General features: G+C 72.4%; 14 protein-coding genes. 7 read left to right on the top strand and 7 right to left on the bottom strand.

The features are described from left to right. The first annotated feature begins 150 nt into the window (after positions 1-150). From leuA to PUR71_RS34130, 4 genes are all read left to right on the top strand, one after another. On the top strand, positions 151-1,956 hold the full coding sequence (gene leuA, locus PUR71_RS34145) for a 2-isopropylmalate synthase (protein WP_329931095.1): 1,806 nt from the start codon (positions 151-153) through the stop codon (positions 1,954-1,956). A 240-nt stretch (positions 1,957-2,196) separates the two neighbouring features. Continuing rightward, positions 2,197-2,859 (top strand): TerB family tellurite resistance protein, encoded by a 663-nt coding sequence (locus PUR71_RS34140; RefSeq protein ID WP_329931094.1) that lies wholly within the window; start codon positions 2,197-2,199, stop codon positions 2,857-2,859. Between the two features lie 225 nt (positions 2,860-3,084). Then, entirely contained in the window at positions 3,085-3,831 is a 747-nt protein-coding gene (gene recO, locus PUR71_RS34135; protein WP_329931093.1) for a DNA repair protein RecO, read from the top strand. A 4-nt stretch (positions 3,832-3,835) separates the two neighbouring features. Continuing rightward, positions 3,836-4,672, top strand: a complete 837-nt coding sequence (locus tag PUR71_RS34130) for an isoprenyl transferase (protein WP_329931092.1) — start codon at positions 3,836-3,838, stop codon at positions 4,670-4,672. A gap of 80 nt (positions 4,673-4,752) precedes the next feature. On the opposite strand, the gene PUR71_RS34125 is transcribed toward PUR71_RS34130, so the two are convergent. From PUR71_RS34125 to PUR71_RS34110, 4 genes are read right to left on the bottom strand one after another with little or no spacing between them, the layout of a single operon-like run. Continuing rightward, positions 4,753-5,163, bottom strand: coding sequence for a Fur family transcriptional regulator (locus PUR71_RS34125; protein ID WP_329931091.1), 411 nt, complete (start codon positions 5,161-5,163; stop codon positions 4,753-4,755). Positions 5,164-5,198: 35 nt separating this feature from the next. After that, complete coding sequence (locus tag PUR71_RS34120; protein ID WP_329931090.1) at positions 5,199-6,128, bottom strand: metal ABC transporter permease; 930 nt, start codon at positions 6,126-6,128, stop codon at positions 5,199-5,201. Further along, the gene (locus tag PUR71_RS34115) at positions 6,125-6,889 is read right to left on the bottom strand and encodes a metal ABC transporter ATP-binding protein (protein ID WP_329931089.1); all 765 of its coding nucleotides are present in this window, start codon (positions 6,887-6,889) and stop codon (positions 6,125-6,127) included. Before PUR71_RS34115 ends, PUR71_RS34120 begins: the two co-directional genes overlap by 4 nt. A 10-nt stretch (positions 6,890-6,899) precedes the next feature. Further along, entirely contained in the window at positions 6,900-7,940 is a 1,041-nt protein-coding gene (locus PUR71_RS34110) for a metal ABC transporter substrate-binding protein (RefSeq protein WP_329931088.1), read from the bottom strand. 212 nt (positions 7,941-8,152) lie between these two features. Between PUR71_RS34110 and PUR71_RS34105 the strand changes: the two genes are divergently transcribed. Next, on the top strand, positions 8,153-9,535 hold the full coding sequence (locus tag PUR71_RS34105; RefSeq protein ID WP_329931087.1) for a glycine--tRNA ligase: 1,383 nt from the start codon (positions 8,153-8,155) through the stop codon (positions 9,533-9,535). A gap of 76 nt (positions 9,536-9,611) precedes the next feature. On the opposite strand, the gene PUR71_RS34100 is transcribed toward PUR71_RS34105, so the two are convergent. Beyond that, a complete protein-coding gene (locus PUR71_RS34100) occupies positions 9,612-10,613 on the bottom strand; it encodes a hypothetical protein (protein WP_329931086.1) in 1,002 nt (333 codons plus the stop codon). Positions 10,614-10,863: 250 nt separating this feature from the next. Next, a complete protein-coding gene (locus PUR71_RS34095) occupies positions 10,864-11,442 on the bottom strand; it encodes an NADAR family protein (RefSeq protein WP_443077669.1) in 579 nt (192 codons plus the stop codon). Positions 11,443-11,584: 142 nt separating this feature from the next. Here PUR71_RS34095 and PUR71_RS34090 point away from each other — a divergent pair, with 142 nt between their 5' ends. Beyond that, positions 11,585-12,091, top strand: a complete 507-nt coding sequence (locus tag PUR71_RS34090; protein ID WP_329931085.1) for a F0F1 ATP synthase subunit B family protein — start codon at positions 11,585-11,587, stop codon at positions 12,089-12,091. Between the two features lie 162 nt (positions 12,092-12,253). On the opposite strand, the gene PUR71_RS34085 is transcribed toward PUR71_RS34090, so the two are convergent. Continuing rightward, positions 12,254-13,714 carry an MFS transporter gene (locus PUR71_RS34085; protein ID WP_443077668.1) on the bottom strand — a complete coding sequence of 487 codons (1,461 nt, stop codon included), beginning with the start codon at positions 13,712-13,714 and terminating at the stop codon, positions 12,254-12,256. 102 nt (positions 13,715-13,816) lie between these two features. On the opposite strand from PUR71_RS34085, the gene PUR71_RS34080 reads away from it, so the two are divergent. Then, complete coding sequence (locus PUR71_RS34080) at positions 13,817-14,749, top strand: helix-turn-helix transcriptional regulator (protein WP_329931084.1); 933 nt, start codon at positions 13,817-13,819, stop codon at positions 14,747-14,749. Positions 14,750-14,754: the final 5 nt, after the last annotated feature.

Genomic DNA, 14,754 nt, shown 5'->3' with positions numbered 1-14,754 from the left:
GCCGGCTCCCTCGCCGCGGGGATCGAGCTGTGCGCGTCATCCGGCGGTCCAACGGCGGATCGTGAGCGGCAGCAGGCCGGCCAGTCGGTGTTTTCCCCCCTTTCACAGGACCCGACCAGCCCCGCACCCACAGGAAGCCGAGAGCGTTCCATGACCGAGCAGACCTCCGCCGCGCCCATCCCCGCCGGCCGGGCCTTCGTCGACCGCCCCACCCCGATCACCGCCGCGAGCGTGCGCCAGCAGCCGTCCGGCATGCGGCACGGGCGCTACCTGCCGTTCGGCACGGTGGACCTGCCCGACCGCACCTGGCCGGACAAGGTGATCACCAAGGCGCCGCGCTGGCTGTCCACCGACCTGCGGGACGGCAACCAGGCGCTGATCGACCCGATGTCGCCGGCCCGCAAGCGCAAGATGTTCGACCTGCTGGTGGCGATGGGCTACAAGGAGATCGAGGTCGGCTTCCCGTCCTCCGGGGCCACCGACCACGCCTTCGTGCGGTCGCTGATCGAGGAGGGGGCGATCCCCGAGGACGTCACCATCTCGGTGCTGACGCAGGCCCGCGAGGAACTGATCGAGAAGACCGTCGAGTCGCTGGTCGGCGCGCCGCGCGCCACCGTCCACCTGTACAACGCGACCGCGCCGCTGTTCCGCCGGGTGGTGTTCCGCAACGACATGGCGGCCACCAAGGCGATCGCCACCGAGGGCACCCGACTGGTGATGGAGTACGCGGAGAAGCTGCTGGGCTCGGGCGGCGACGGGACCGTCCTCGGCTACCAGTACTCGCCGGAGATCTTCGTCGACACCGAGCTGGACTTCGCGCTGGAGGTCTGCGAGGCGGTCATGGACGTCTGGCAGCCGGGCGAGGGCCGCGAGATCATCCTGAACCTGCCGGCCACCATCGAGCGGACCACCCCGAACGTCCAGGCCGACCAGTTCGAGTGGATGTCGCGCAACCTGTCGCGCCGCGAGTTCGTCTGCCTGTCGGTGCACCCGCACAACGACCGCGGCACCGCCGTCGCCTCCGCCGAACTGGCCTACATGGCCGGCGCGGACCGCATCGAGGGCTGCCTGTTCGGCCAGGGCGAGCGGACCGGCAACGTCGACCTGGTGACCCTGGGCATGAACCTGTTCTCGCAGGGCGTCGACCCGCAGATCGACTTCTCCGACATCGACGAGGTGCGCCGCACCGCCGAGTACTGCAACCAGATGGAGGTGCACCCGCGCCACCCGTACGCCGGGGACCTGGTCTACACCTCCTTCTCGGGCTCGCACCAGGACGCCATCAAGAAGGGCTTCGACGCCCTGGAGGCGGACGCGAAGGCGGCGGGCGTGCCGGTGGGCGAGCACACCTGGGGCGTGCCGTACCTGCCGATCGACCCGAAGGACGTCGGCCGCACCTACGAGGCGGTCATCCGGGTCAACAGCCAGTCCGGCAAGGGCGGCGTCGCCTACGTCCTGAAGAACGACCACAAGCTGGACCTGCCGCGCCGCATGCAGATCGAGTTCTCCCGGATCATCCAGGCCAAGACCGACGCCGAGGGCGGCGAGGTCACCCCGGCCGAGATCTGGCGGGTCTTCGAGGACGAGTACCTGCCGACCACGGACAACCCGTGGGGCCGGATCACGCTGAGCGGCTCGCGCACCCTGACCACCGAGGACGGCCGGGACGCGCTGATCGCCGGCGCGGTCGTGGACGGCGTACCGGTCACCCTGACCGGTGTCGGCAACGGCCCGGTCTCCGCGTTCGCCGACGCGCTGGGCCGGATCGGCGTGGACGTGCGCGTCCTGGACTACTCCGAGCACGCGCTGAGCGAGGGCGGCGACGCCCAGGCCGCCGCGTACGTCGAGTGCGCCGTGGACGGAAAGGTGCTGTGGGGCGTGGGCATCGACAGCAACACCGTGCTGGCGTCCCTGAAGGCGATGATCAGCGCCGTCAACCGGGCGCAACGCGCGTAGTTCGTACGAGTGGCATGCACGGAGGGCCGTCCTGCGGGGCGGCCCTCGCCGTCGCCCGCCGCGACTGTGTCCTGGGCCACATTTTTTCGCCCCGGAAGGCGTTCGGGGTACTGACACCCGCCGCCGGGCGTGGCAACATCGATCCACCGGAAAGCCGGGTCGGTGGGACGGCCTCGGTGTCCGGTCGCGTGACCTGCCCATAGTTGTGCAGGCCGCCTGCCATGTCTGGGGAGTGGCGCCGTGACCAGCTTGTGGGGTGTTCGCCCGAGGTGGCGCACCGACGTCCTCGGTGACTTCTTCTGCCCGGGCTGCGGCGGGGACCGCAACTACCGCCGCCAGCACGGCCGGCGGTGGCTGCGGCTGCTGGGCACCCCGGTGCTCCCGCTCGGACCGGTGATCGGCAGTGTGCAGTGCACCAGCTGCGACGGCCGGTACGGGGTCGAGAGCCTCGAACAGCCCACCTGCGTCCGGCTCGGCGGCATGCTGCGGGACGCCCAGTACACGATCGCGCTGGCCCTGCTCGCGGCCGGTGGCACCGCCCACCGCGCGGCCCGCGAGGCCGCCTGCACGGCGGTGCGCGAGGCCGGGTTCGAGGACTGCGGCGAGGCCCAGGTGCTGGCCGCGCTGGCCGCCCTGTCCGGACTCGGCGGCGAACTCTACGACGCCCGCGGGATGGCCGGCGGTCTCGCCGTGGAACTGCACGCGGTGCTCGAACCGCTCGCCCCGCACCTGGCCCACCAGGGCCGCGAGCGGCTGCTGCTCCAGGGCGCGGCGATCGCGCTCGCCGACGGACGCTACCTGCCGCAGGAGCGGGAGGCGCTGGCCGCGGTCGGGCGCTGCCTGGACCTGCCCCAGACCCGGGTCTCGGCGCTGCTGGAGGCGGCCACCCGGGCGCCGTACTAGACCCACGCCGTCGAAGATCCACCACCGACCCCCACAAACGGGCCCGTCTCCCCCCTCCGGGCCCGCCGTGACCCGCACCGCACAGGTCCTCCCCCACGGCCTGGGTGCGGGCACACGGCTGCGCCGGGGTGGGCGACAATGGGGCGCAGGAGCGAGCGGAACGAGCGGGTCATTGAACAGGTGCGTGTGGGCGAATGCCCCTGCCGGGCGTAGCGAGGCGGGCGCATGAGTCTGTTCCGGGACGACGGCGTGGTGCTGCGGGCGCAGAAGCTCGGCGAGGCCGACCGGATCATCACCCTGCTGACGCGCCAGCACGGCAAGGTGCGCGCGGTGGCGCGCGGGGTGCGCAAGACCAAGTCCAAGTTCGGCGCCCGCCTGGAGCCGTTCTCGCACGTGGACGTGCAGTTCTTCAGCCGGGGGAGTGAGCTGATCGGGCGCGGGTTGCCGCTGTGCACCCAGGTCGAGACGATCGCGCCGTACGGCGGTTCGATCGTCACCGACTACGGCCGGTACACCGCCGGGACGGCGATGCTGGAGACGGCCGAGCGCTTCGCCGAGAACGAGGGCGAGCCGGCCGTCCAGCAGTACCTGCTGCTCGTGGGAGGTCTGCGCACGCTCGCGGCCGGGCTGCACGAGTCGCACCTGGTGCTGGACGCCTTCCTGCTGCGCTCGCTCGCGGTGAACGGGTACGGCGCGAGCTTCACCGACTGCGCCAAGTGCGGGTTGGAGGGGCCGAACCGTTTCTTCTCGCTCCCGGCGGGCGGCGTCCTCTGCGCGGACTGCCGAGTGCCGGGATGTGCCGTACCCTCCCCTGAGACACTGGTACTGCTCGGGGCGCTGCTGTCGGGCGACTGGCAGACGGCCGATTCCTGCGAGCCGCGGTACTGGCGGGAGGGCAGCGGCCTGGTCGCGGCCTATCTGCAGTGGCACCTGGAGCGGGGAATCCGCTCGATGAGATACGTGGAGAAGTGAGCACATGGCAGCGCGACGGCTCTTCGGCGGGGGCAAGCAGCGGGAGTACCTCCCCCCGACCCCGCACCCCAGCGGCGCCCAGCCCCCGAAGATCCCCGGTGAGCTGGTGCCCAACCACGTCGCCATCGTGATGGACGGCAACGGCCGCTGGGCCAAGGAGCGCGGGCTGCCGCGCACCGAGGGCCACAAGGTCGGCGAGGCGGTCGTGCTGGACGTGCTCAAGGGCGCGATCGAGCTCGGCGTGAAGAACATCTCGCTGTACGCGTTCTCCACCGAGAACTGGAAGCGCTCGCCCGACGAGGTGAAGTTCCTGATGAACTTCAACCGGGACGTCATCCACCGCCGCCGCGACGAGATGGACGCGATGGGCGTGCGGGTGCGCTGGGCCGGTCGGATGCCCAAGCTGTGGAAGAGCGTCGTCCAGGAGCTCAAGGTCGCCGAGGAGCAGACCAAGGACAACGACGCCGTCACGCTCTACATGTGCGTCAACTACGGCGGCCGGGCCGAGCTGGCGGACGCGGCGCAGGCCATCGCCGCCGACGTCGCGGCGGGCAAGCTCGACCCGAAGAAGGTCGGCGAGAAGACCATCGCCAAGTACCTGTACCACCCGGACATGCCGGACGTGGACCTGTTCCTGCGCCCCAGCGGCGAGCAGCGCACCTCCAACTTCCTGCTCTGGCAGTCCGCTTACGCCGAGTTCGTGTTCCAGGACGTGCTCTGGCCGGACTTCGACCGCCGCGACCTGTGGCGCGCCTGCGAGCAGTACGCGATGCGCGACCGGCGCTTCGGCGGGGCGATCCCGAACGAGGTGCCCGGGCAGGGAGTGCCCGCGCAGCGCTGAGGACGTGGAGAAGGGCCCGTGGGATGCGTTCCCGCGGGCCCTTCCGTCGTTCCGTCGTTCCGTCAGTCCGACTGGTGCTGTCAGGCCTTCTTGGCGCACTCCGCGCAGGTGCCGAAGATCTCCAGCGTGTGCGCGATGTCGCTGAACCCGTGCTCGGAGGCGACGGAGTTGGCCCACCGCTCCACCGCCGGGCCCTCGACCTCGACGGTCGCGCCGCAGTGCCGGCAGACCAGGTGGTGGTGGTGTCCGCTGCTGCAGCGCCGGTACACCGCCTCGCCGTCGGCGGTGCGCAGCACGTCGACCTCGCCGGCGTCGGCGAGGGACTGGAGGGTGCGGTAGACGGTGGTCAGCCCGACGGAGTCCCCGCGGTGCTTGAGCATGTCGTGGAGCTCCTGCGCGCTGCGGAAGTCCTCGATCTCGTCCAGGGCCGCCGAGACGGCGGCACGCTGCCGGGTCGATCGGGCTCGCGGCGACGGGCCGGCGGTGGTCACCGTGGGTCCTCCTGGGGTGGTTGGCATCTCGCACCTCATTGTGCCAGCCCCGCCCGCCCCTCCGGCGTGCCCGCGTCAGAGGTGTTCGAGGAAGCCCGTCCGGGCAGTTGCACGTCGCACTCGCGCGGCCCCGGGTCGGCGTCCGCCCGGTGGCGCCGTCGGGCCAGCGGCGCGGCGATCACGCTGAACACCGCGAAGACCGCGATGGCGAGCAGCACGATGGCCGGGCCGGAGGGCACGTTGAGGTGGTAGGAGCCGGTGACGCCGGCCAGCGAGACGACCACGCCGAGCGCGATCGAGGCCGCCTGGGTGGCGGCGAAGGAGCGGGTGAGCTGCTGGGCGGCCACCACCGGGACCACCATCAGGGCGCTGACCAGCAGCAGGCCGACGACCCGCATGGCGACGGTGACGGTGACCGCGGCCATGACCGCGAGCAGCAGGTTGAGCGTGCGCACCGGCAGGCCGGTGACGCGGGCGAAGTCCTCGTCCTGGCAGATCGCGAAGAGCTGGCGGCGCAGGCCGACGGTGACGGCGATGACGACCGCGCCGAGTGCGGCGATCGCGGCGAGGTCCGCGGGGGCCACGGTGAGGATGGAGCCCCACAGGTAGCTCTCCAGCGAGCCGGCCCCGGCCTGGGCGGAGAGCGAGACGAGCAGCTTGCCGCAGGCCATGCCGCCGTAGAAGAGCATCGCGAGGGCGATGTCGCCGCGCTGGTTGCCGCGGGAGCGGACGAGCTCCATGGTGACGGCGCCGAGCACGCAGACCAGGACGGCCATCCAGACCGGGCTGGTCTGGAAGATGAAGCCGAGTCCGACGCCGGTCATCGCGACGTGGCCCATGCCGTCGCCCATCAGGGCCTGGCGGCGCTGCACCAGGTAGATGCCGACGGCGGGGGCGGTGATCCCGACCAGCACGGCGGCGAGCAGGGCGCGCTGCATGAAGTCGTAGGAGAGCATCTCGGTCATGCGAGCAGCCTCGGCGGGGTGTGGTCGGCGTGCGGGTGGACGTGGTCGTGGCCGGGCAGGGCGTGCAGGCCGGTGTTGGGCACGGGCGGGCCGTCGTGCGCGACGCAGCCGTCCCGGAGCACCACGGCGCGGTCGATCAGCGGCTCCAGCGGACCGAGTTCGTGCAGGACGAGGAGCACGGAGGCGCCGCGGTCGACCTCGGCGCGCAGGGTGTCGGCGAGCACCCGCTGGCTGGCGGCGTCGACGCCGGCCATCGGCTCGTCCATGATCAGCAGGTCGGGGGAGCCCACCAGGGCGCGGGCGATCAGCACGCGCTGCTGCTGTCCGCCGGACAGGTCGGCGACGCCGTCCCCGGCCCGGTCGAGCATGCCGACGGCGGCGAGCGCGCGGTCCACGGCGTCCCGGTCCTTGCGGCGGAACGGCAGCAGGCGGTGCTGGGGGAGCCGTCCGGTGGAGACGACCTCGCGGACCGTCGCCGGGACGCCGGAGGCGGCGGTGGTCCGCTGCGGGACGTACCCGATCCGGTGCCAGGCGCGGAACGTGGCGAAGGCGGTGCCGAACAGCTCCAGCTCGCCCCGCTCCAGCGGGACGGAGCCGATCACGGTCTTGACGGTCGTCGACTTGCCGGAGCCGTTCGCGCCGAGCAGGGCGACGACCTCGCCGGGCCGGACGGTGAGGTCGATCCCGCGCAGCACCGGCCGGCCGCCGCGGGAGGCGACGGCGCTGCGGAGGCGGACGGCCGGGGGTATCGGGTGGTTCATCGGGATCCCGTCAGCTGGCGGTGGGCGCGGGGGTCGGGGCGGCGGAGGCGGTGGCGTCCGGGCCCGGGACGGTGGCGGTCGGGGCGGCAGTGGCCGGGGCTGCGGCCGGGGCGCCCAGGGCGGCCCGGAGGTGGGCCAGGTTCTGGCGCATCACGCTCAGGTAGTCGTCCTTGGCCGGGTCCTTGACGCCCTCCAGCGGGTCCAGGACGGCGGTGTTGAGGCCGAGGTCCTTGGCGACGGTGTCGGCGAGCTTGGGGCTGACCAGGGTCTCGAAGAAGATCGTGGTGACGCCGTTGTCCTTGGCGGCCTTCTGCACCTCGGCGAGGCGGGCCGGGGTGGGCTCGGACTCCGGGTCGACGCCGTTGATGGCGACCTGGGTGAGGCCGTAGTGGTCGGCGAGGTAGCCGAAGGCGGCGTGGCTGGTGACGAAGGTCTTGGTCCTGGCGTCCTTCAGCCCGGTCTGGAACTCCTCGTCCAGGGCGCCGAGCCGGTTGACGAGGTCGTCGGTGTTCTTGCGGTAGTCGTCCGCGTGGGCCGGGTCGGTCTTGGCGAAGGAGTCGCCGACGCTCCTGGCGATCGCGGCGTAGCGGGCCGGGTCGAGCCAGATGTGCGGGTCGCCGGCCGGGCCGTCGTGCTTGTGGCCGTCGCCCGCGGCGCTGTCCTCGTCGAGGTGGTGGTCGACCAGCGGGCTGGCGGCGGTGGCGTCGATCTTCGCCTTGGCCGAGGACTGGCCGACGGCCTGGTCGACGGTCGGCTGCAGGCCCTTGAGGTAGAGGATCGCGTCGGCCTTCTGGACGCTCGCGACCTGCTTGGCGGTGAGCTCCAGGTCGTGCGGCTCGACGCCCGGGGCGGTGAGGTCGGTGACCGCGACGTGGTCCTTGCCGATCTGCTGGGCGAGGTACTCCATCGGGTAGAAGGAGGCGACGATGTTCAGCTTGCCGTCCGCGTCCTTGGCGCTACTGCTGCCGCCGCACGCCGTGAGCGTGAGCGCGGCGGCGATCGTGGTGGCGGCCAGGGCTATGGAGGAGCGGGCGTGCCGTCGGATCATCATGACAATCATTCTCATCTTCATTGGAAACGATTGTCAAATAGCCCGGTCGGGTGAACGCCGGGCGACCGGCTCGGGTGGCGCGGTGGGGATCAGTGGGGTCGGTCCGACGGTACCGATTTGAACCCCGTACCCATGGGGCCGGTAACCTGAGGTATTCGGGTGCGAGCAACCAGCCGTGCCCTGACCGTGCCTTACGTACTGAAGAGAGCACTGTGGCCGCCGACAAGATCGACACGATCGTCAGCCTGAGCAAGCGCCGTGGCTTCGTCTACCCCTGCAGCGAGATCTACGGCGGCACGCGAGCCGCCTGGGACTACGGGCCGCTGGGCGTCGAGCTCAAGGAGAACATCAAGCGCCAGTGGTGGCGCACGATGGTGCAGGCCCGTGAGGACGTCGTCGGACTCGACTCGTCGGTGATCCTCGCGCGCGAGGTGTGGGAGGCCTCCGGCCACGTCGCCACCTTCAACGACCCGCTGACCGAGTGCCTTTCCTGCCACAAGCGCCACCGGGCCGACCACCTGGAGGAGAAGTACGAGGCCAAGCACGGCTTCCCGCCGCCGAACGGCCTCAAGGACGTCAACTGCCCCGACTGCGGCACCAAGGGCCAGTTCACCGAGCCCAAGGACTTCTCGGGCATGCTGAAGACCCACCTCGGTGTCACCGAGGAGGCCAGCGGCCTGGCGTACATGCGCCCCGAGACCGCCCAGGGCATCTTCACCAACTTCAGTGCCGTCCAGACCACTTCGCGCAAGAAGCCGCCGTTCGGCATCGCCCAGACGGGCAAGAGCTTCCGCAACGAGATCACCCCCGGCAACTTCATCTTCCGCACCCGCGAGTTCGAGCAGATGGAGATGGAGTTCTTCGTCAAGCCGGGCGAGGACGAGCAGTGGCACGAGTACTGGCTCCAGCAGCGCTGGGACTGGTACGTCGGCCTCGGCCTGCGCACCGAGAACATGCGCTTCTTCGAGCACCCGAAGGAGAAGCTCTCCCACTACGCCAAGCGCACCGTGGACATCGAGTACCGCTTCAACTTCGGCGGCAGCGAGTTCTCCGAGCTGGAGGGCGTCGCCAACCGCACGGACTACGACCTGCGGGTGCACAGCGAGGCGTCCGGCAAGGACCTGCGGTACTTCGACCAGGAGTCCGGCGAGCGCTACTTCCCGTACGTCATCGAGCCGGCGGCCGGCCTCAACCGCGCCATGCTGGCCTTCCTGATCGACGCCTACTTCGAGGACGAGGCGCCCAACGCCAAGGGCGTCATGGAGAAGCGCGTCGGCATGCGGCTCGACCCGCGCCTGGCCCCGGTGAAGGTCGCCGTCCTGCCGCTGTCGCGCAACGCCGACCTCTCCCCGAAGGCCCGCGGCCTGGCCGCCGACCTGCGCACCGCGTGGAACGTCGAGTTCGACGACGCCGGCGCCATCGGCAAGCGCTACCGCCGTCAGGACGAGATCGGCACGCCGTTCTGCGTCACCGTCGACTTCGACACCCTCGAGGACAACGCGGTGACCGTGCGCGAGCGCGACACCATGGCGCAGGAGCGCGTCTCGCTCGACCAGGTCAAGTCGTACCTGGCCGCGCGCCTGATCGGCTGCTGAGGCCGCTCGTTCTCCGGGGAGCCCCCGTTCGTCCTCCGGGACGGGCGGGGGCTCCCTCGCGTTCGGGCCGTGCCGGCTACCGCCGGCCCCAGCGGGAGCGGGCGGGTGCGGCGGGCTCGGTCGGCAGACCGGCCGCGCGGAGGGCGGCCAGGGTCGCGCGGTGCCTGGCCGCGTCGGCGTGCAGGGCGGCGAGGAGCAGGTCGTAGAGGCCGCGGTGGTGGTCCAGCGAGGCCGCCAGCCGGACGAGTTCGACGGGCGGGCGGAGCGCGGCGAGCTCCTGCAGCAGTACGGCGGGCAGTGGGGTCGGGAGGTCCGTCGCGAGGGCCGCGAGGTCGGCCGTCGGGCGGCCGGCGGCCTGGCGCAGCAGCGTCCGGACGTCGTCGTGGCGGCCCGCCTGTTGGAGGCCGGCGGCGAGGACGGTCAGTTCGGGGGTCGGGGCGGAGCCCCACTCCCACAGCAGCGTGGCCCCGTCGGCGAGTTGGCCGGCGCGCTCCAGCGCGGCGAGGAGGGCGGGCAGGGCGGCGGCCGGGTAGCCCCAGAAGGCGTGGAACAGGTCCGCGGCCTCGTCGGCGAGCCCGGCCTCGCGCAGTTCGGCGAGCACCGCAACGGCGTGCTCGGGGGCCGTGTGGGCGGCGCCGCGGGCGAGTTGCCGGGAGGTCTCCCCCGGGCCTCTTCGGGCCAGGAGGCCGGCGAGCTGGGTGGTCTCGCCCGGGGTGAGCCGGACGGCGGCCTGGGCCAGCAGGTCGGCCACCTCGGTGAGGGCGCCGCTGCGGTGGAGCGTGGTCACCCGCCCTGCCAGCGCCCCGATGTCCGGGCGCAGCGGCGGTGGGCCGGGGGTGGCGAACTGCGGCGCCGGTGCCGGCTGTTGTCGCAGATCGAACTCCAACTGTTGGAGCTGGTCGCTCAGTTGGATGCACCGGGTGCCGAGCCCCTCGCGCAGGGTGCGCGCCTGGGCGAGCTGGCGCATGAGTTCCCCGTCCGGCCGCTGCCGGTCCGGGGAGGCCTGTATCGCCTCGGTGAGCCGTCGCTCGCGCTGCCCGGCGTACCGGCTGGCACGGAGTAACTCGTCCAGCTCCACCCGCAGTTCGTGAGCCTGTAGTTCGCTTTCTTGCGCGCTCGACCGCATGCGCATGATCGCCCCACCCTGTCCATCCGGTCCCTGACTGCGGGACATCCTGGTGTCGGAATGTGGCGGGGTGGTTACGGGGACACGTCCAGTCGTGTCCGGTTGGTGTCAAGGAGCGCGCAGGCGGCGGTCGTTGCGAGAAGTGCGCCGGTCGCGCTCCGGGGAGGCGACCGGCGGTGGGTGGTGCGGAGGGTGGCCGGCCTCAGGCGGCGAGGCGGGCCCGGGTCTCCATGAGGGCGAAGCCGAGGAGGTTCTCGCCGCGCCACTCGGCCGGGCGTTCCGCGCGTTCGTCGTCGGCGGCGAGGCCGATGCCCCAGACGCGGTCGACCGGGCTGGCCTCGACCAGCACGCGGTTCGTGGTGCCGAGCAGGTAGTCGCGCAGTGCGTCGTCCTGGCCGAACTTCGCGACGTTGCCCGCCACGACGAGCTCGAAGCGCCCGGCCGTCCAGGTGGTCTCGTCGAAGTCCGCGACGAGCCGGCCGAGCTTCTTGGCCTCGGCGGGCGTGCGGGCCGCCAGGACGCGCCGCTCGATCGCGGTGTCCCCGAACATGCGGGCCTTGCCCGCCATCATCCAGTGCTCGGCGCTCGCGTACTCCACGCCCTCCACGGTGAACCGGCACGGCCACCACTGGCTCAGCGCGCCCTGGCCGATCGTGCCGTCCCGCCGTGCCCGGTGTCCCCAGAACATCAGCCACTTCGGCTGGGCGCCGGCTTCGACGAGCGCCGAAAGCTCCGCCCGGCTGCGGGTGTCGACCGGGTCCCCCATGTGCTCGTTGCTCATATCGTCATTCTGACATGAAGTCCCGGAGGTGGCGCAACCGCATGTCGATCGGACCCGGAGCGGCCGGACGGAAAGAAGGCTGACGTGCCGTCACCAAGGGGCCCCCGCTTCGACTGTTGAAGGCTCCACTAGCATGCGCGGCATGGGACCACTACAGCCAGAACCAGCTGAACTCGTCGTCGGCCTCGTCTGCTTCTTCCTGATATTCGGCGTTCTCGGTGCGGTGCTGCTGCCGCGCATCGAGAAGAACCTCGCCGCCCGTGCGGACGCCATCGAGGGCGGGGCCGAGCGGGCGGAGGCCGCGCAGGCGCAGGCGCGGGCCGTCCACGACCAGCTCCAGGCCGAGCTCAGCGCGGCGCGGCACGAGGCCGCGGAGATCCGCCAGAACGCCGCCGAGGAGGGCGCGGCCCTGATCGCCGCCGTGCGCGCCGAGGGCCAGGCGCAGCGCGACGGCCTCGTCGCCGCGGCCACGGTGCAGCTGGAGGCCGACCGCGTGCTCGCGGAGGCCGCGCTCAAGGAGGACGTCATCGCCGTCGCCGTCGACCTGGCCGGCCGCGTGGTCGGCGAGCCGCTGGGCGACCTGCCGCGCACGCGGGCGATCGCCGACGAGTTCTTCGCCGAACTGGACGCCGAGCCGGCCGCCGCCTGAGCCCCCTTCGACGTCCTTGGGCGTGGCCGGACGCCGAGCCGGCCGCCCCTGTCTGAGCCCGCTTCGACGTCCTCGGACCTCTTCCAACGTGGGAACGACGCGGGCCCCGCCACCGGTTCGTACCGGTCGCGGGGCCCGCGTCGACGGGCGTGACCCGGGGGCTCAGCCGATGGAGCGGGGGAGCCGGGTGGTCAGGTACAGGATGGTGAACGAGCCCAGGAGCTGGATCCCGAGGCACAGGGCGAGCGCCCGGTCCATGCCCAGGGACGGCGCGAGGGACAGGTAGAGCGTGCCGAGCGTCGCGACGCCGAGGGCGAGGCTGGCCTGCTGGCCGGTGGCGAGGACGCCGCTGCCGACGCCGGCCCGCGCGGAGGGCACCTTGGAGAGGACGACCCGGAAGAGCGGCGTGCCGATCAGGCCCTGGCCGATCCCGGCGAGCGCCACCCCGGGGGCCATCCGCAGCGGCGAGAAGTCGGCCCAGTCGGTGAGGACGGTGACGGCCAGGGTGGCGAGGCCGGCGGCCTGGATGACGGCGCCGGCGGTGAGCACCCGGCTGCCGAACCGCCCGATCAGGCGCGGGCCGGAGAGCGAGGCGGTGAAGTAGCCGACGGCCATCGGGACGAGCGCCCAGCCGGACGCGACCGGGCCGAGCTCGAGGCCCTGCTGCAGGGCGACGGCGATGACGAACATGAAGCCGCCGAAGCCCGCGAAGTAGGGCAGCGCGATGCCGAGGCCGCGCCGCATCTCGGGGATGCGCAGCAGGGTCGGCGGCACGAGCGGGGTGTCCCCGCGGCGCTCGGCGCGGCTCTCGACCAGGGCGAACGCGACGGCGAAGACCGGGAACAGGCCCAGCAGCACCCAGGACCACACCGGCCAGCCGGCCGCCCGGCCCTCCATCAGCGGGACGAGCAGCGACAGCAGGGTCGCGGTGAGCAGGACGGTGCCGGGCACGTCGACCCGGGCGGCCCGCGCGGCGCGGCTCTCCGGGACGTAGCGGACGGCCAGGACCAGCGCGAGCAGCGCGAAGGGCACGTTCAGCAGGAAGACCGAGCGCCAGCCGGTGCCGAAGACGTCGGCCGCGATGAGCATGCCGCCGAGCACCTGCCCGATGACGACCGAGATGCCGCCGACGGCCCCGTAGATGCTGAGCGCGCGCCCGCGCCGGGCGCCGTCGGTCGCGGCGGTGATGGTGCCGAGCACCTGCGGGATCAGCAGCGCGGCCGACGCGCCCTGGGCGGCGCGGGCGGCGACCAGGGACCACGCGCCGGGGGCCAGGCCGCAGGCGAGCGAGGTGAGGGCGAACGCGGCGGCACCGGCGACGAACAGCCTGCGGCGGCCGAAGATGTCGCCGAGCCGCCCGCCGAGCACGAGCAGGACGGCGAAGGCGATGCCGTAGCCGGCGGCGACGAGCTCCAGGACGGCGGGCCCGGCGGCGAGGTCGTGGTCGATGGTGGGCAGGGCCACGTTGACGATGAAGAAGTCGAGCATCGGCAGGAACGCGCCGAGCAGGACGGTGATCAGACCGGCGGTGCCGAGGGACGGGGTGCGGGGGGCGGCCGCCGCGGTGCCGGGGGTGGTGGCGGTGCGGACGGGGGTGGGGGCGACGGCGAGTTGTTGGGTCACGGGTCATACGATCCGCTCGGCGTTAGCCTGGTACCAGAGTGTGGTTATCCAGGTATAAGAAGTACCTGGCAACAGGATCCGGGGTGTCGCATCCTAGAACACATGAGCCTGACGACCGCCGCCGCGCAAGCGCCCACCGCCCGAGCGTCCTCCGTGCGCACCCGGACGGGGGCGCCCGCCACCGCGTCCGCCGTCACCCCTGCGGCGAGCCCCGCCGACGCCCGCCGCCACGACCTCGCGGCCTTCCTCCGCAGCCGCCGCGAGCGGCTCGCGCCCGAGCAGGTCGGCCTGCCGCCGACCGGCCGCCGACGCACGCCGGGGCTGCGCCGCGAGGAGGTCGCGCAGCTCGCCGCCGTCGGTGTCACCTGGTACACGTGGCTGGAGCAGGGCCGGGACATCCAGGTCTCCACCCAGGTGCTGGACGCCGTCTCCCGCGCGCTGCTGCTGGACCCGAGCGAGCGCGCGCACCTGTTCACGCTGGCCGGCGCGGAGGATCCGGCGCCGGTGTTCGAGTGCCCGTCCGTGACGCCGAGCGTGCGGCTGGTGCTGGAGCAGCTGGCGCCCTACCCGGCGGGGGTGGTCAACACCCGCTACGACATCCTCGCGTACAACGCCCAGTACACCGCGATCGTCGGCGACCTCGACGCCCTGGCGCCCGAGGACCGCAACCTCATGTGGCTGGCGTTCACGCCCTCGCGCTTCCGCGAGGTGCTCGTCGACCACGAGACCGAGCGCGACGTGATCGTGGCCCGCTTCCGCGCGGCGATGGCCGACCACGGCTCGGAGCCGGGCTGGAAGGCGCTGGTCACCCGGTTGCAGAAGGCCTCGCCCGACTTCGACGCAGCCTGGCGGAGGCACGACGTGGCCCGGCCGGGCAACGGCCTGAAGCGGTTCCTGGTGCCCGGTGTCGGGATGCTCCACTGCGAGTACACCAACTTCTGGCTGGGCCCCCGGATGGGTTCGCGGATGATCACCTACACCCCGCGCGACGAGCGGACCCGCGAGCTGATGAACCTCCTGCCGAACAAGCTGTAGGGCCC

The sequence above is a fragment of the Streptomyces sp. SP17BM10 genome, from assembly GCF_036322405.1.
In the GTDB taxonomy this organism is placed as follows: Bacteria; Actinomycetota; Actinomycetes; order Streptomycetales; family Streptomycetaceae; genus Kitasatospora.
The sequence above is the reverse complement of the archived record's forward strand: the minus strand, read 5'-3'. Positions and strand labels throughout refer to the sequence as shown.